Origin of the sequence: Lachnotalea sp. AF33-28, from assembly GCF_003477885.1 — a bacterium.
GTDB lineage: Bacteria > Bacillota > Clostridia > Lachnospirales > Lachnospiraceae > AF33-28.
The window spans coordinates 14491-32180 of record NZ_QUEE01000005.1 but is presented as its reverse complement, the minus strand read 5'-3'; the positions used below and the strand labels follow the sequence as shown (position 1 = coordinate 32180).

Sequence of the window (17690 nt, the reverse complement as noted above, 5' to 3'; positions counted from 1 at the left end):
TTATCCTTATTCTTCCCAATCCAGCGCTCTGGATACCGCTTTTCTCCATCCTTTTACCAGTTTCTCTCTCTTGGGTTCCTCCATGCGTCCGATGAATTCCCTGTTCAGATTCCATTTGTTTTTCAGCTCTTCCCGATCCTTCCAGTATCCGACCGCCAGACCGGCCAGATAAGCCGCTCCGAGTGCAGTAGTCTCTATACAATCAGGACGCTGCACCCTGGTGTTCAGAATATCTGCCTGAAACTGCATGAGGAAATTGTTGGCGCAGGCGCCGCCGTCCACCTTCAGGCTCTTTAAGCAGATGCCGGCGTCATTTTCCATCGCCTTAACCAAATCATAGGACTGATAGGCTATGGATTCCAGCGTGGCGCGGATCATATGCTCCTTTTTAAAGCCTCTGGTAATGCCCACAATTGTGCCTCTGGCATACTGGTTCCAGTAGGGCGCACCCAGTCCGGTGAACGCAGGCACCACATACACCCCTGCCGTATCCTCCACTGCCAGAGCATATTCTTCCGACTGGGCGGCTGTCCTTATCATGCGCAGCTCATCCCGCAGCCATTGGATGGAAGCTCCGGCCACAAATACGCTGCCCTCCAGGGCATAATATACTTTTCCGTCAATTCCGGCCGCGATGGTTGTGATCAGATTGCTTTGGGACTTCACAGGGGTTTCGCCGGTGTTCATAAGCAGAAAGCATCCTGTTCCATAGGTATTTTTTATATCGCCCATCTCAAAGCAGCACTGCCCGAAAAGAGCGGCCTGCTGGTCACCGGCAGCTGCTGCAATCGGAATCTCTCCCCCCAGCACATCCTCGCTGACATAACCGTAGACACAGCTCGTGGGCTTTACCTCCGGAAGCATACATCTCGGTATATTCAGTATGCTTAGGATCTCGTCATCCCAGCACAGGTTATGTATATCAAACATCATGGTCCGGGAGGCATTGGTATAGTCTGTTACAAAGACTTCTCCCTTAGTCAGGTTCCAGATCAGCCAGGTGTCAATGGTCCCGAACAGCAGATCTCCGTGTTCCGCGGCCTCTCTGGCCCCCTCCACATGATCGAGTATCCATTTCAGCTTGGTGCCGGAGAAGTACGCGTCCGGTATCAGCCCCGTTTTACTGCAGATCATCTGTGAATAACCGTCTTCCTTCAGGCGGTCCACAATTTCTGAGCTCCTCCGGCATTGCCATACGATCGCGTTATATATGGGATGGCCTGTATGCCGGTTCCATACCACCGTGGTCTCTCTCTGGTTTGTGATGCCGATGCCGGCGATATCCGCGGAATCCGCGCCGATCTTGGCCATAGCTTCCATGGCTACGGAAAGCTGTGACGACCATATCTCCATGGGATCATGCTCCACCCAGCCCGGCCTGGGATATATCTGCGTAAATTCTTTCTGAGCCACGCTGCAGACATTCGCATTTTCATCAAATAAAATACACCTGGAACTCGTGGTGCCCTGGTCCAGGGCCATAACATACTTAGCCATACCGCTCTTCTCCTTTTCCTGCCTTCCCCAGTACTGCAGTACTAGGCCTTTTCTACAGATTTTGTTGCGATCAGGTCCGCCCCCGTGCCTGCAATGTCATGTACCAGCACCGCGCCTTCACAGATGGGCGCATCCACTGTGACCGTCCTGATCTTCTCCATACACTCAAATATCTTGTTTTTGGGGATATCCTCCCTGGTCTTAACGGAAACCATCGGGATCCTTCCCCCTCTCACCCTGACGGAGGAAGTCACAATCCTGGTGGGATCGGTAAGCTCTTTTCTTGCATAACGTTCCCCCCGTATGCAGGTATTGCCTGAAACCGATACCACCTCGCCGCCCTCCATGCAGGCGGTCATGGCGCATCCCATCGGACATCCTATACAGATCAGCTCTTTATTTTCCATCGCGTTTCCTTTCCGCTTACATCCGCACTCACTGTTCCTCTACTCTGAATATGATCCGGTCCAGGCCGGCCGCCGCCTTTAGATCCTGTTTTTTCAGAGTGATTTCCTCCATCTCTCCGGGCGTCATCACCATGCGTTTTTTATGGATCACCCGGTCCGCGCCGAAGTAAACATTCAAATAACAGTTTTTGTATACGCCGTCCGTTCTCATGCGGATCACTGCAGTTTCCTCCATGCGGTCCGCATTGACAGTCCTGGGCACCGTATAACGGATGCCGTCCGACGGAATGAGAGGAATATCCTTCCCCGCAGTCTCCGGCCTGCCGTTTTTCACATACTGCGCGGCACTCCTGCCGGCATGCCCTGCCTCTTCCGATACATAGTCAACCAGATCATGCACATGGAGCACATTGCCGCAGGCATATATGCCTTCCTGACTGGTTTCCAGACTTTCGTTCACCACAGGACCCGAGGTGAGCGGTTCGATCTCAACGCCCATATCCTGGGACAGTTCATTTTCCGGTATCAGTCCAACCGACAAAAGAAGCGTATCACAGGATATATATTCCTCCGTTCCCGCAATGGGCTTGCGGGCTTCGTCCACCCTGCTGATGAAAACACCTCGCAGCCGGTCCTTCCCGTCTATCCCGGTCACCGTATGGCTGAGCTTAAGCGGTATCCCATAGTCATCCAGGCACTGCACAATATTTCGTTTTAAACCTCCGGAATAAGGCATGAGTTCCGCCACCAGCTTCACCTTAGCGCCTTCCAGAGTCATTCTCCTGGCCATGATCAGGCCGATATCACCGGACCCTAAGATCACAACTTCCCGCCCGGGCATAAAACCCTCAATATTGACCAGGCGCTGAGCGGTGCCGGCGCTGTATATGCCGGCCGGACGGAAACCCGGTATGTTTAATGCTCCTCTTGGACGTTCCCTGCATCCCATGGCCAGTATAATCGCTTTCGCCTTATATTCCACATACCCTTCCTGTCGGCTGACAGCTGTTACTATTTTATCCTTTATTTCTATTACCATTGTATTTAACTTATAAGGGATTTGCAAGGCCTTTAACTCTTTTATAAAACGGCCCGCATATTCCGGGCCCGTCAGCTCTTCCTGGAAGGTATGCAGTCCAAATCCGTTGTGGATGCACTGATTGAGGATTCCTCCCAGATCGCTGTCTCTTTCCAATATCAGAAGGTTATCCACACCGGCCTTCTTAGCCTCGATTGCTGCCGCCAGACCCGCAGGCCCGCCGCCTATGATGATCACATCGATATTTTCCATCTCTTATCTATCTCCTTTTAGCAATCAGTTCTGAGCCCGGCCCCTTCTTGCGGATGTGTTCCGGTTCTAACGACAGTTCTCTCATCAGTATCTCCATGGTTTTCGGTGTACAAAATCCCGCCTGACACCTTCCCATACCCGCTCTTGTCCTCCTCTTTATGCCATCCAGCGTTGTGGCGCCCAAAGGTCTGTGTATGGCATCTAGGATCTCCCCTTCCGATACCATTTCACATCTGCAGATGATATTTCCATAAGCCGGATTTACCTCGATCAAACGCTTTTGCTCCTGAGTTGTGCACATTTTCATGTGGATAACCCCTTTTCTTCTGTGGATAAATGTCGTTTTTTCCACAATTCCTAATTTTTCGACAACAAGATCCGCGATATATTTACCGATTGCAGGAGCGCTGGTAAGCCCCGGTGACTCAATGCCGGCAGCGTCATAAAATCCCGGCGCCCCCTTTGCTTCTCCCAGCACAAAATCATCCGAATCCTCATGGGCGCGAAGCCCCGCAAATGACGTAATTACGTCCCTTACGGGCAGTCCCGGAACGCTTATTTTCGCCATATCAAGCACCTGGGAAAGCCCTTCTGCGCTGGTATCAACCGCTTCCTTATCCGATAAGTCACTTGCTGTAGGTCCTGTCAGCAGATTGCCGTGAACCGTGGGGGTAACCAGTATCCCCTTGCCCATTGCCCCCGGAAGCTGGAATATGGTTTTATCCACAATGCCGCCGTCCTTTTTATCCAGCAGGCAGTATTCACCTCTTCTTGGAGTGATATGTATCCGCTCTTCACTGATCATATTGTGGAACACATCCGCGTATACTCCCGCCGCATTCACCACGGTCTTTGTCAAAATCTTTCCTTTATCCGTTTCCAGCTCATATCCCTGTTCAGCCTTCTTAACGGATAGGACTTCGGTTTCAAGCATAAATTCTGTTCCGTTTACAAACGCGTTTTCCGCCAGAGCCATGGTCAGTTCAAATGGACACACAATGCCGCCTGTCGGCGCGTAGAGCGCTGCCACAGTTTTATTTGACAGCGCCGGTTCCATCACCCTCACTTCCGAGGCGCTTAACTGCTGCAGCCCCTTCACACCGTTTGCGCAGCCCTTTTCATATAGCTTTTCAAGCGCGCCTTTATCCTCTTCCCGAAAGCATAGAACCAGAGATCCGTTCTGCCGGAAGGACACATCCAAATCCTCGCACAGCTGCTTCATCATACGGTTTCCCTCCAGGTTCATCTTCGCCTTCCAGGAACCGGTGGCCGCATCGTGTCCGGCATGGACAATGCCGCTATTGGCCTTCGATGTTCCCTCGCAGATATCGCTGCACCTGTCGATCACGCAGACCTTTACCTCATAACGGGACAGCTCTCTGGCGATCGCACACCCAGTCACGCCCGCGCCTATTACTGTTACATCATACATTGCACTTTCCCCTTATCATTTTATTTTACTTCACTGTTACTGCACTGCTGTTACCGTTTTACTCAAACCACAGGCCGCTGTTGGTGGTCGATATGGAAACTGCTCCGGCCGACAGAGCGTGTATCACATCCTCACGGTCTGCGATCAAACCTCCAGCAATAACCGGAATCTTTATCTTATCACAGACCCTGCGTATTACCTTGGGCATAGTTCCCGGAAGAAGTTCAATCAGATCGGGGCTGCAGGCGGCCGCCTGTTTCTCTATGCTGTTGTAAGCCATGGAATCAATCATGAACATCCTAAGTATAGCGAACATTCCCAGATCCCCGGCCCTTTTGATCAATGCGGGCTTCGTCGTTATGATACCGTCCGCCCGGGTATTGCTGCGGATAAAATCCACTGAGATTTCCTTGCTGGCCAGGCCGGAAATCAGATCCACGTGCACGAAGGCCATTCTGCCCGCATTCTTTATCCTGGAGACGATATCCCCGATATCACATATGTTTCCGTACAGGATAAATATAATCCTGCTCTCAGACTCCAGGCTCTTTGCAAGTCCTTCACTGTCTTTTACCGCGGCAATCACCGGACAGTCCTCCAGAGCCTCCATGATCTCATCCTTCATCCTTCACCTCTACTCCCTGGTTCAAAACAAGGGTATTAACCATCCGCAATTTTTGTGGACGGTTAATACCCTTTTTCTCTCATCTCTATGGGATTATTTTAATTTTCATAAATTCATATTAGCATATCATGGGGAATGATTCAAGAGTTAACTTATGTATTTATATACCATATTCTCGCCATGTTACTGTTCATACAGAAAAGAAGGCGAAAGCAACTGCTGCTTTCACCTTCTTCTGTGATACATGCCTTTATTTATTTGCCATAGTATGCTCTTAAATACATTTCCTTGAGTTCGCTCATCAGAGGATACCTGGGGTTAGCTCCTGTGCACTGATCGTCGAAAGCCTGCTCCACCATCTCATCCAGACGGTCCAGGAAGTCCTTCTCATCAATGCCATATTCGGCAATGGTCTTCTTGATGCCTACTCTGGCTTTCAGCTCTTCGATGCCTTCAATAAATTTATCCAGGCATTCCTGATCATCCTTGCCGTAGAATCCGCAGAATCTCGCGCATTCCGCGTATCTTTCAAGGGTGTGGGGATACTGATACTGGGAGAATGTACCCATCTTAGTGGGGCATTCTTCTGCATTAAATTTCATTACTTCCGTGATCAGCAGTGCATTGGCAACACCGTGGGGCAGATGATGGAAAGCGCCCAGCTTATGCGCCATGGAGTGGCAGATTCCAAGGAAAGCGTTGGCAAATGCCATACCGGCCATGGTGGAAGCGTCAGCCATCTTTTCTCTGGCGATCACATCGGTCTGCCCGTTATCGTACGCGGAAGGCAGATAGGTGAATACATTCTTCATTGCCTTTAAGGCAAGGCCGTCCGTATAATCGGTAGCCATTACGGATGCGTATGCTTCCAGCGCGTGAACGAGGGCGTCAACACCGGATGCGCTGGTCAGACCCTTAGGCTGGCTCATCATGTTATCCGTATCGATAATCGCCATGTTCGGCAGTAACTGATAGTCTGCAAGAGGATATTTCACTCCCGTCTCCTGATCCGTAATAACCGCAAAAGGCGTTACTTCAGAACCTGTACCGGATGAAGTCGGGATCGCAACAAAGTATGCTTTCTCGCCCATGGTAGGGAAGGTATATACACGTTTTCTGATATCAATGAAACGCATGGCCATATCCTGAAAGTCAACTTCCGGATGCTCATACATCACCCACATGATCTTGCCCGCATCCATTGCAGAACCGCCGCCCAGCGCGATGATGACATCGGGCTTAAACGCGTTCATTGCCTTCGCACCGGCCTGTGCATTTGCCAGCGTAGGATCCGGCTGAACATCTGAGAAGGTCTGATATACAATTCCCATCTCATTCAATTTATCCGTAATCGGTTTTGTATAGCCGTTCATATACAGGAAGGAGTCTGTTACAATAAATGCTCTCTTCTTGCCCAGCACTGTCTTTAACTCATCCAAAGCCACAGGCATGCAGCCCTTCTTGAAATAAACTTTCTGAGGCGCTCTAAACCAAAGCATATTTTCTCTCCTCTCGGCAACGGTCTTAATGTTCAACAGATGCTTCGGACCTACGTTTTCAGAAACTGAGTTTCCGCCCCAGGAGCCGCAGCCCAGTGTCAGGGAAGGAGACAGTTTGAAATTGTAAAGATCTCCAATGCCGCCGTGTGAAGAAGGTGTATTGATCAGGATACGGCAGGTCTTCATTGCCTGTGCATGCTTTGCCATCTTTTCTTTTTCAGTCAGAGTATTGATATACAGGGAAGAGGTGTGCCCATAACCGCCGTCTGCGATCAGATGCTCAGCCTTTTCAATCGCCTCATCAAAGGTCTTTGCCTTATACATCGCAAGTACCGGGGATAATTTCTCATGGGCAAACTCTTCTTTTATGTCAACGGACTCCACTTCGCCGATCAGGATCTTGGTGGATTCCGGAACCGTCACGCCGGCCAACGCAGCTATGTTCGCGGCCTTCTGTCCTACAATCTTAGCATTTAAAGCGCCGTTGATGATGATGGTCTTTCTGACTTTTTCAGTTTCCTCCGGATTTAAGAAATAGCAGCCGCGTTTTTTAAACTCCGCCTTTACTTCTTTATAAATCTTATCCATTACAATTACGGACTGCTCCGAGGCACAGATCATGCCGTTGTCAAATGTCTTGGAATGGATGATGGAGTTTACAGCCAGCTGAATATCCGCTGTATCGTCAATAATTACCGGTGTATTGCCGGCGCCAACGCCCAATGCCGGTTTGCCTGAAGAGTAAGCAGCTTTCACCATTCCGGGACCGCCTGTTGCCAGAATGATATCTGAATTTCTCATCACTTCATTGGTGAGTTCCAGTGAAGGCACATCGATCCATCCGATGATCCCTTCGGGGGCTCCGGCCTTTACAGCGGCCTCCAGCACAACTCTCGCAGCCTCAATCGTACACTTCTTTGCACGGGGATGAGGAGAAATGATAATGGCATTTCTGGTTTTTAAGCAGATCAGAGTCTTAAATATCGCAGTGGAAGTGGGGTTCGTAGTAGGGATGACCGCCGCAACAAGGCCGATCGGTTCTGCAACCTTCTTAATGCCGAATGCCTTGTCTTCTTCAATTACGCCGCAGGTTTTCATATCCTTGTAAGCATTATATATATATTCAGCAGCATAGTTGTTCTTTATTACCTTGTCTTCTACAACGCCCATTCCGGTCTCTTCTACAGCCATCTTCGCAAGAGTCAGTCTCTGTTTGTCAGCCGCCGATGCCGCAGCAAAGAAGATCTTATCTACCTGCTCCTGTGTGTAAGTAGCAAATACCCTCTGCGCTTCTCTCATCTCTTTCATCTTAAGGATAAGTCCGTCTACACTGTCAATTATCTGCGGTGCTTTCATTTCTTCGACTTTTTTTGTCATACCTGATTCTCCTCTTTCTCCTGATTTCTATACGTTTTCTCAGCCTCATTGACTTCAATAACTATGCATGTGTTTTCTACTTGTTATTTTTTTAACAATTAAATTATATAATGTCGTTATTTTTTTGTCAATCCGAGTTAGCACCAAAATAACCGAAATTTCGGTCTGCTTTTTGTGTAGTTTCTACATATAAATAGCTTATCACTGTCTTATTGCCGCAGAGCGCCGCATTTTTGAATCTAAATTCTGTAATTTGTTACTATCCCTAAGCAGAGGAATTACTATTCACGGCCAATACAACAGCGCATAGCAGGATTCAACACATCCCGATATTACCCAGCCCCGCGATGCGTGGGAAATTACGGTACCTGTGAATAGCAACATCAAGGATACAATTATCTCTGCATTGCATGGGACAACGCCTTTTTCTCCTCTTCACCCAGCATAATCTCGCTCTCTCCCCCCTTTACTTCCTTAATATATAAGTAGCAGCCTTCCCTGCTGTGCATACAGTTTAAAATCATGCCGTCATTTTCCTTATCGAGCATGGCCAGAGCAAAGCTGGCTTGTCCGCCCATCCCCTGAAAGGCGTCGTATTTGGATATTCCCATTTTCTGTACGGTTTTACCAAGAGTTCTGTTGATCACTTTAATAGAATCCTTGATCCCACGGTCCTCCGATTTCAGCTCTTTAATATCCTCTATCTGGGACAGTATAATATCCTCTAAAGATTCCGCATCCTTGCCCCTCATAAACGAATCATACTTGTGGTACAGTTTGTTCATCTTAACTGCACATATAATAAATGCGATTAGTAAAGCAATGGATATCACTGCAAGTCCTATGATCAGATAAGCCGGATCAAATAAAAGATTATTCAGCATACTGTTGTTCATGGTTTAACCTCATTTCTGCGCCAAGCACCGCGCCCGTTTCTCTGTTGTCTGATTTGTCACTTGAATTTAGTTACTGCATCTAAATTTTTTCCATCAACTCTATTATTCTATCCAGATCTTCCACAGAATAGTATTCTATCTCTATCTTACCTTTATTGTTATCCTTTTTCTGAATAATAACCTTTGTTCCTAAAATGGATTTCAGTTTGTCCTCCGCCTCTCGATATGCAGTTAATTCAGATTCCAGCTGTTTCTTAACCGGTTTTTTCTCCTCTGAAGTCTTTACTTCCGGATTCAGCAAGTCTCTGACCATCTGTTCTGTTTCGCGAACACTTAACTGTTCCGACACAATTCTCTGAGCCGTCTGATGCTGTACCTCTTTGTCCTCTATTGCTAAAAGCGCCCTGGCATGTCCACTGCTTATCTCGTTTTCAATCACCATATTCTGAATTTTTTCATCCAGCTTTAGCAGTCTCATGGTATTGGTAATTGCTGTTCTGCTTTTGGAAACTCTCCTGGCCACTTCCTCCTGTGTGAGATGAAACTCTTTCAGGAGTTTTTGATATGCCTGTGCCTCCTCTATTGCATTTAAATCTTCTCTCTGAATATTTTCAATCAGAGATATTTCCATGATTTCCTGATCCGTATATTCTTTAATTATTACAGGTACTTCTTTAAGGCCGGCAAGTTTTGCCGCTCTCCATCTGCGCTCTCCTGCTATTATCTCATAATAATTATCCTTCTTAGTAACCACCAAAGGCTGTATAATGCCAAACTGTTTTATGGATTCTGCAAGTTCCAACAGAGGTTCTTCTTCAAAAACTTTTCTGGGCTGATCCCTGTTCGGTTCTATCAGCGAGATTTTGAGAATTGTATCGGCTTTTTGATCGCTGCTCCTGCCGCTTGCCGTCAGCTCCATTACTCCCTCGGGGATTAATGAATCCAGTCCTTTACCTAGTCCGCCTCTTTTTGCCATTATGCTTCTCCTCTTTTAATCACTTCTTTTGCTAATTCTCTATAACTTTCTGCACCCGCTGACTTCGGGTCGTATATATTAATGGGCAGTCCGTGGCTGGGTGCTTCCGCCAGCCTTACATTTCGGGGAATTATCGTCTTATATATATTCTGATTAAGATTGTTTTTAACGTTTTCTACGACCTGCAGAGACAGGTTGGTTCTGGCATCATACATTGTAAAAACAACGCCTTCCAGCTCAAGGTCCGGATTCAGTCTGCGTTTAACCAAGTTAATAGTATGCATCAGCTGACTCAATCCCTCTAATGCATAAAATTCACACTGAATCGGAACTAATACGGTATCTGCCGTAGTCATAGAATTGACTGTCAGCATACTCAGGGAAGGCGGACAGTCAATAATTATAAAGTCATAATTATCGGCCACCTTTCTCACCTGCCACCTCAATATGTACTCCTTCATATCCACGCCGATCAGTTCTATTTCAGCGCCGGATAAATTAACATTTGCAGGAATAATATCCATATTGTCCAGCACATTTTTTATGATGCATTCTTCAATATCACTTTCTCCTAATAAGATTTCATAGACAGTGTTCTCGATATTATTCTTATCCAGACCGAATCCACTGGATGTATTGCCCTGCGGATCCATGTCTATTACCAAGACCTTTTTATTTTCCGCTGCCAGACATGCGGACAAATTGATCGCGGTAGTGGTTTTTCCAACACCGCCCTTTTGATTTGCTATAGCGATAATTCTTCCCATTGTTTCCTCATTTCTTTATCCGTACAAAAGATTTGCATAAACAGAGCTGATTAGCTATGTTATTCCGTCAACGTGTTACCGTTGTTAACGATACGATTTATATTATAGCATTAAATATTACGGATTGCTATTACTTCATAATTCTTTTATAGGTATTAGTTGTTGCTTGTTACTGTTCACGGTTGTCGTAAACTTACCGCGAATGAGAGGGCAGAGTCTGGTCCTCATAGGGACGCGCTCTCGCTCCTTGAAGCGCGCAGCGGTTCTAACGCTGCAAACTACGCAGCGAAAGAACCGGCGGGCTTCAAGGGATCCCTATGAGGACCAGACTCTGCCCTCTCATTCGCTGCTTTATCGGCAGCCGTGAACAGTAACGTTGCTTATAACCAACCGCCCGCTTTATGATTTATGTGCATATCAGTGTGTATTTTTGTTTCACGTGAAACATAGATAGATGTATAGTTGGGGCAGTGCATATTTCCCTGAGAACTATACACTGCTCCGACAGGTACTGCTTTATCAGCAACCATAAATATCTGGCCGGGTAACAATTTTATATATATAATATTGCTACTTATAGTTGCCCCAAAAAAAAGTGTAATAGACAAATGGTAATAGCATATCGTACAACGCAGTATACTGACATTTATGTTGATCAACCACTAGACGATTATTAACGATCTGTGCCACTTCATAAAGGAAAGTATATATTTATAGCTAATAATTAATTTTTCTCAAAACAAATTTTAGTTAAACAAAAAAGCTCAAATGTTTCACGTGAAACAAAGTACACTTTATATTTCCATCAGAAATCCGCCAGACATGTGCGTGAAATCTACGACACTGTGAAGTGTAACCTCCAAACCTTAAAATAAAATTACAATCTTACATTTCCGTTGTATATCCTGGTATAATATATTATAATTACAGTAACTGCAAACACATATTTTCTGTGCCGCTTACAGTTCAAATATATAATCCAACAGGAGGCAGACATTATGAAAACAAACAGAAACAGCAGTAAGCACAATTCGATCCTTATCGTATTATTTCTGATAACGATTGCGACGGCCGTTGTTGCATTAATAAATAAATTGATTTTTATTTATTCCACTGCAAAGGATTATCTTTCATCAGAAAAATCCAATACCTATAAATGGCGTTTTGGTGATATTTCTTATACCCGGGAAGGCGATGGCAAGCCCATTCTGTTGATACATGATTTGAGTTCTTCTTCCTGTAACTATGAATGGAATAAAGTTAAAAAAACCTTTGCAAAAAAACATACTGTCTATACAATCGACCTGCTCGGATGCGGAAAATCAGATAAACCCGGCATAACATATACCAATTACCTATATGTGCAGCTGATCACGGATTTCATTCGCACTGTAATAGGACATAGAGTAGATGTTATCACCAGTGGCAAAAGCAGTTCCATTGCAATTATGGCCTGCAATCTCAATCAGGACATCTTTGATAAACTGATTTTTGTAAATCCTGAGTCGTTTCTGGAGTCCAGACAATCTCCGAACAGGAAGTCCAGATTTTTTAAGTTTGTCATCGAACTTCCCATAATCGGAACACTGCTGTATAACATCACCTATAACCGTAAAAATATCACCGATGCACTGATGGTAACCAAGTATTCAGATCCTTATAAAGTAACTTCTGACGAAGTGAATACGTTCCATGAATCCGCACACCGCAAGGGATTAAATTCCAAAATGTTGTACTCCAGCATAAAAGGCAATTACACGGCGATCCCCATAGAAAACGCCCTCAAAGGAATTGATAACAGCATTTATATTATTGGAGGTTCCGACTATCCCAATATAGATGAAAGAATGGAAGAATACCGCAGCACAAATCTGGCTGTGGAAGGAACGGTTATTAAGGATACAGCGGCATATCCTCATATGGAACGCCCTGAAGAGTTTGCCAAAACCGTCTCTATTTTCTTAGACTGACAATACGCCAAAATAAGCAGAAACGCTCCGCCATATAAGCGGAGCGTTTCTATATACAATACTATTATAACAATGGCTGCCTGGCTGGTAATCCTGCTTTTCGCGGATATTTCATGGATGTGGCTTTTACTTTTTCAATACAAATCAAAGACCTCTCTATATCCGTTTCCGGTAATACAAACTTCTCTGTCTTAAGCAATTTTCCACCGAGTATCCGTACAGCTCCCTCTGCCTGTGTTGCCTCATCTTCCACTTTGCCAGACTTGTATGACACAAACAGGCCTGCGCATTTGACAAACGGAATACAGTATTCTGCCAATGTCGCAAGATTGGCCACCGCTCTGGATACACAGCAATCATACTGTTCCCTGTAGCTTTTATCTCTTCCGAGATCCTCTGCTCTGGCATGTACTGCCTGTATCCCGTCCAGTTTCAGTTTCCTGCACACATCTTCCAGGAAAAGTATTCTTTTATTCAAAGAATCCATCAGAGTAACCTGCAGTTCCGGAAAAAGTATCTTTAACGGTATCCCCGGAAAACCCGCGCCGGTACCCACATCTATCAGCTTTTTCTGTCCGGTCAGATCCACACAGCGGATAATCGATATGCTGTCCAAAAAATGTTTTATGAGCACATCTTCATAATCCGTTATGGCGGTGAGGTTCATCACCTTGTTTTTTTCGGTCAGCATCTCATAATACTGTTCATACTGATCAACCTGTTTTTCCGATATAACGGCTCCGTATTCTGCAAAAATTCTCTGTATTTCTTTCATCCGCACTCCCCCTTCAGCAAGTACCTATTTTCCGGTAAGATACACGAGAAGCACCGATATATCCGCCGGTGAAACGCCGGATATCCTGGATGCCTGCCCTATGGACATAGGTTTATACAGATTTAGCTTTTGCACCGCTTCCTTCCTAAGTCCGCTGATCTTTGTATAATCAAACTCCGGGTCCAGCTTTCTTCCTTCCAGTTTTTTAAACTGAGCGACCTGCTGGAGCTGCCGCCGGATATACCCCTCATATTTGATATTTATATTTACCTGTTCACAAACTCGCTCATCAAGCTGCGGACGGTTTTCATCTATCTCCGCCAGCTTCTCATAATCCAGCTCAGGACGCTTGATCAGCTCTGCGAGCGTAGCCCCACTGTTTAATGGTGTGCTATCATATTTTTTTAAAAGCGCCTGAACCGAAGCGGTGGTACCTACAGTCGTTTCCTCCAGACGTTTTATTTCTCTGTCGATCGCCTGTTTTTTCTCCTGTACGCTTTGCCAGCGGGACTCATCTATCAATCCGACCTCATATCCGATCTCAGATAAACGCAGATCCGCATTATCCTGGCGCAGCAACAGCCTGTATTCGGCGCGCGACGTCATCATCCGGTAGGGCTCATGATTTTCCTTTGTGACCAGATCATCAATGAGCACCCCTATATATGCCTGTGATCGGTCCAGCACAATCTGCTGTTTTCCTTTCAGCTCCATCACGGCATTGATCCCTGCTATCAATCCCTGAGCCGCGGCTTCCTCATAACCGGAACTTCCGTTAAACTGTCCGCCGCTGAACAGCCCACGGATCATTTTAAATTCCAGCGTGGGTTTTAACTGTCTCGGATTAATACAGTCATACTCAATGGCATAAGCATTGCGCACAATGCGGACATGTTCCAGACCCGGCACTGTTTTATACATCGCATACTGGACATCTTCGGGCAGTGAACTGGACATTCCGCCCAAATACATCTCGTTGGTATGCAGACCTTCAGGTTCAATAAATACTTGATGCCTGTTTTTGTCTGCAAATTTAACTACTTTATCCTCAATTGACGGACAATATCTGGGGCCTGTTCCCTCAATTGCACCCGAAAAGAGCGGCGAACGGTCCAGATTTGCCCTAATGATTTCATGAGTAGTTTCATTCGTATATGTCAGCCAGCAGGAAACCTGATCTTTCTGTACGGAGTCAGGATCAGTGGTGAAGGAAAAGGGCACCACGCGTTCATCGCCAAACTGTTCCTCCATCCGGGTAAAATCAATCGATCTCTTATCCACTCTGGCCGGAGTTCCAGTCTTAAACCGGTACATCTCAACCCCGTTTTGACGCAGGGAATCCGTGAGGTGTCTGGCGGCCTGCAGTCCGTTCGGGCCGGTAGGATTGCTCACATCACCGTAGATACATCTGGCATTGAGATAAGTTCCGGTGCAGAGTATAGCAGCTTTACAGTGATATATTGCACCGGAATAGGTCTTAACTCCGGCCAGCTCTCCGTCTTTTACAATTATTTCTGAGACCTCCGCCTGACGGATGGTCAAATGATCCGTGTTCTCAAGGGTCTTACGCATTTCCCGCGTATAATCCTGTTTGTCTGCCTGGGCGCGTAAGGAATGCACTGCCGGCCCTTTGGAACGGTTCAGCATCTTGGACTGTATAAAAGTCTTATCAATATTTTTTCCCATCTCACCGCCCAGCGCGTCGATCTCTCTCACAAGATGCCCTTTAGAACTTCCGCCTATATTCGGATTACAGGGCATAAGAGCGATGCTGTCCACACTGACGGTAAACATGATTGTTTCCATTCCCAGCCTTGCACAGGCCAGTGCAGCTTCACAGCCGGCGTGGCCGGCCCCCACCACGACGATATCATAACTCTCCACTAAATTCGGCATATTTTTAATCCCCTTATTTGCCCATACAGAATTTGCTGAAAATTTCGTTCACCAGATCCTCTTCCACTGACTCACCGAGAATCACTCCCAGCTGTTCATAGGCATCCATTAAATCGATGCTGAAAAAATCCTCCGGAAGTCCTCCCTCTATGCTGCTCTTTACGAGTTCAAGGCTTTTGTATGCATTCTGCAGGGCAATCTTATGTCTTTCATTAGTGATATACAGTTCCTCGTTGATGCTGACATCACCGCTGTAAAACATCTCTTTTATCGCCTCCGTCAGCGCTTCTATGCCCGTATTTTCTCTGGCGGATACAGAGATTACCTTTTTATCAGTTCTATCCTGCAGTTCTTCTACGGACACATAGGTTTCCAGATCGCTTTTATTCAGCAGCACGATGGATTTTCTGTTCTGAATAAGTTCAATTATTTCAAGGTCATTCTCATCAAGAGGAACTGAAGAATCCACCACATAGATAATCAGGTCCGCATCCTTTGCCTGATCCTTAGCCCGTGAAACTCCTATTTTTTCTACCGCGTCCTCCGTCTTTCTGATGCCGGCAGTATCCACCAGAGATATACCTATTCCATCCAATATAATCTGTTCTTCCAGTATATCCCTCGTCGTTCCGGCTATATCGGTCACGATTGCCCGTTCCCTGCCGGCCAGTATATTGAGCAGTGAAGACTTGCCCGCATTTGGCTTTCCCAGTATGACAGTCTTTATGCCATCGGACAGTATATGGCCGTTATCATAGCTTTTCAACAGTTCCGACAGTTGCAGAGCCAGAGGATTTATCGTATCAAGCAGCTGCTCAGGGTATCCATCCAGCGATATATGCTCCGGGTCATCCAGCGCCGATTCTATAAAAGCGATCTGATACAGCAGCTTTTCCCTGACCTCCCTGATTTTTCCTGAGAGTGAGCCCTTTAACTGGCTCACTGAGGATTTCAATGCAAAATCATTTCTTGAGTTGATCACATCGATGACCGCCTCTGCCTGACTTAGATCCAGTCTACCATTTAAAAATGCCCTTTTGGTAAACTCCCCCGGATCCGCCGGACGGACTTCCGTTTTCAGCACAGCCTCAAGTATTCTCTTTACCACAAGAATACCCCCGTGGCAGTTGATCTCCACCGTATCCTCCCCCGTATAGCTGTGAGGACCCTTCATAACGGATACCAAAACTTCATCCAGCAGCTGACCGCCGTCATAGATATAGCCATAATGTATGGTATGGCTTGCTGATTCTGCAAGTCTTTTTTTACCGCATTTTGAACGGTACAGCCGATCCGCAGCCGATATCGCTTCGGGTCCGCTGATCCGGATAATTCCGATACCTGCCTGACTCATGCCGGTCGCGATCGCCGCAATCGTATCCTTTTGCACCGGTTAGCCTCCTTTCTTTCGGGCCTATAACGCATACAGGGACACACCGAACCGGCATGTCCCTGTCCCTGTCATTATTTATGATATCTTTCTCTCTTAAGAGAAATCACCACATGTCTGTACGGATCTTCGCCCTCACTTCTGGTCACCACATATTTGTCGTTCTGAAGAGCGGAATGGATAATCCTTCTCTCATAAGGGTTCATAGGCTCCAGTGATACCGGACGCTTTGTCCTCTTCACTTTATAGGCGATATTTCTGGCCAGCGTTTCCAGAGTTTCTTTTCTTCTCTCCCTGTAATTCTCTGTATCCAGCTTCACCCTGATGTAATCGTCCTCTTCCTTATTTACAATCAGGCTGACCAAATACTGAAGGGAATCCAGAGTCTGTCCGCGTTTGCCGATCAGAACACCCATATCCTCACCGGACAGATTAATGTCCATGGTCTTTTCTTCCCTGTTCAGCGAAATATCAATCTGAACTTCCATTTTCATAGTTGCAAAAATCTTATCCAAAAATTCCTTTGCCGCTGCTTCGCTGTTGCCAGAAGCAGATTTTTTGGCCGCCGGTTTTTTCACCTGATCATCCGCAGCTGCTTTTGATTCTTTTATTTCTTCCTTAACAGGCTGCACACTCTTTTCCGCCCTGATCTCCGGCTTCACCGGCTCTTCAGCCAGCTGATCCGCCTTTCTCCAGGCTTTGATTACCGCAGGTTTGCTTCCGATAAATCCCAACAGGCCGTTGCTGCCCTTTTCAATGATTTCATACTCAATCTTATCGCTGGTGGTCTCCAGCTGAATCAGAGCCTTTGTAATCGCATCATCAATATTTTTTGCTGAAACCTCGATATATTCCATATATGCTCCCATCTGCGCACAGCGTACGCGTAAAA

General features: G+C 46.3%; 14 protein-coding genes. 1 reads left to right on the top strand and 13 read right to left on the bottom strand.

Going from position 1 to position 17690, the window contains the following annotated elements:
• Positions 1–6: 6 nt before the first annotated feature.
• The 9 genes from glpK to DWZ56_RS08405 all read right to left on the bottom strand — a co-directional run bounded on the left by glpK (position 7) and on the right by DWZ56_RS08405 (position 10767).
• Positions 7–1497: a glycerol kinase GlpK gene (gene glpK, locus DWZ56_RS08445; protein WP_118556005.1), complete on the bottom strand. Its 1491-nt coding sequence runs from the start codon at positions 1495–1497 to the stop codon at positions 7–9.
• A 41-nt stretch (positions 1498–1538) separates the two neighbouring features.
• Positions 1539–1904: a DUF1667 domain-containing protein gene (locus DWZ56_RS08440; RefSeq protein WP_118556003.1), complete on the bottom strand. Its 366-nt coding sequence runs from the start codon at positions 1902–1904 to the stop codon at positions 1539–1541.
• 28 nt (positions 1905–1932) lie between these two features.
• On the bottom strand, positions 1933–3195 hold the full coding sequence (locus DWZ56_RS08435; protein ID WP_118556001.1) for an NAD(P)/FAD-dependent oxidoreductase: 1263 nt from the start codon (positions 3193–3195) through the stop codon (positions 1933–1935).
• A 7-nt stretch (positions 3196–3202) separates the two neighbouring features.
• Complete coding sequence (locus DWZ56_RS08430) at positions 3203–4627, bottom strand: NAD(P)/FAD-dependent oxidoreductase (protein WP_118555999.1); 1425 nt, start codon at positions 4625–4627, stop codon at positions 3203–3205.
• Between the two features lie 58 nt (positions 4628–4685).
• Positions 4686–5252 carry a glycerol-3-phosphate responsive antiterminator gene (locus DWZ56_RS08425; RefSeq protein ID WP_118555997.1) on the bottom strand — a complete coding sequence of 189 codons (567 nt, stop codon included), beginning with the start codon at positions 5250–5252 and terminating at the stop codon, positions 4686–4688.
• 254 nt (positions 5253–5506) lie between these two features.
• On the bottom strand, positions 5507–8128 hold the full coding sequence (adhE, locus tag DWZ56_RS08420) for a bifunctional acetaldehyde-CoA/alcohol dehydrogenase (protein WP_118555995.1): 2622 nt from the start codon (positions 8126–8128) through the stop codon (positions 5507–5509).
• A 395-nt stretch (positions 8129–8523) separates the two neighbouring features.
• Positions 8524–9024 carry a DUF4446 family protein gene (locus DWZ56_RS08415; protein WP_118555993.1) on the bottom strand — a complete coding sequence of 167 codons (501 nt, stop codon included), beginning with the start codon at positions 9022–9024 and terminating at the stop codon, positions 8524–8526.
• Between the two features lie 79 nt (positions 9025–9103).
• Positions 9104–10003 (bottom strand): ParB/RepB/Spo0J family partition protein, encoded by a 900-nt coding sequence (locus DWZ56_RS08410; RefSeq protein ID WP_118555991.1) that lies wholly within the window; start codon positions 10001–10003, stop codon positions 9104–9106.
• Positions 10000–10767: a ParA family protein gene (locus DWZ56_RS08405; protein ID WP_118555989.1), complete on the bottom strand. Its 768-nt coding sequence runs from the start codon at positions 10765–10767 to the stop codon at positions 10000–10002. Before DWZ56_RS08405 ends, DWZ56_RS08410 begins: the two co-directional genes overlap by 4 nt.
• A 998-nt stretch (positions 10768–11765) precedes the next feature.
• Here DWZ56_RS08405 and DWZ56_RS08400 point away from each other — a divergent pair.
• On the top strand, positions 11766–12737 hold the full coding sequence (locus DWZ56_RS08400; RefSeq protein WP_118555987.1) for an alpha/beta fold hydrolase: 972 nt from the start codon (positions 11766–11768) through the stop codon (positions 12735–12737).
• Between the two features lie 64 nt (positions 12738–12801).
• Here the strand turns inward: DWZ56_RS08400 and rsmG are convergent, their stop codons facing one another.
• From rsmG to jag, 4 genes are all read right to left on the bottom strand, one after another.
• Positions 12802–13512: a 16S rRNA (guanine(527)-N(7))-methyltransferase RsmG gene (rsmG, locus tag DWZ56_RS08395; protein WP_118555985.1), complete on the bottom strand. Its 711-nt coding sequence runs from the start codon at positions 13510–13512 to the stop codon at positions 12802–12804.
• A gap of 24 nt (positions 13513–13536) precedes the next feature.
• Positions 13537–15408 carry a tRNA uridine-5-carboxymethylaminomethyl(34) synthesis enzyme MnmG gene (mnmG, locus tag DWZ56_RS08390; protein ID WP_118555983.1) on the bottom strand — a complete coding sequence of 624 codons (1872 nt, stop codon included), beginning with the start codon at positions 15406–15408 and terminating at the stop codon, positions 13537–13539.
• Between the two features lie 13 nt (positions 15409–15421).
• The gene (gene mnmE / locus DWZ56_RS08385; RefSeq protein ID WP_118555981.1) at positions 15422–16798 is read right to left on the bottom strand and encodes a tRNA uridine-5-carboxymethylaminomethyl(34) synthesis GTPase MnmE; all 1377 of its coding nucleotides are present in this window, start codon (positions 16796–16798) and stop codon (positions 15422–15424) included.
• Between the two features lie 74 nt (positions 16799–16872).
• Positions 16873–17655: an RNA-binding cell elongation regulator Jag/EloR gene (jag, locus tag DWZ56_RS08380; RefSeq protein ID WP_118555979.1), complete on the bottom strand. Its 783-nt coding sequence runs from the start codon at positions 17653–17655 to the stop codon at positions 16873–16875.
• Positions 17656–17690 lie beyond the last annotated feature (35 nt).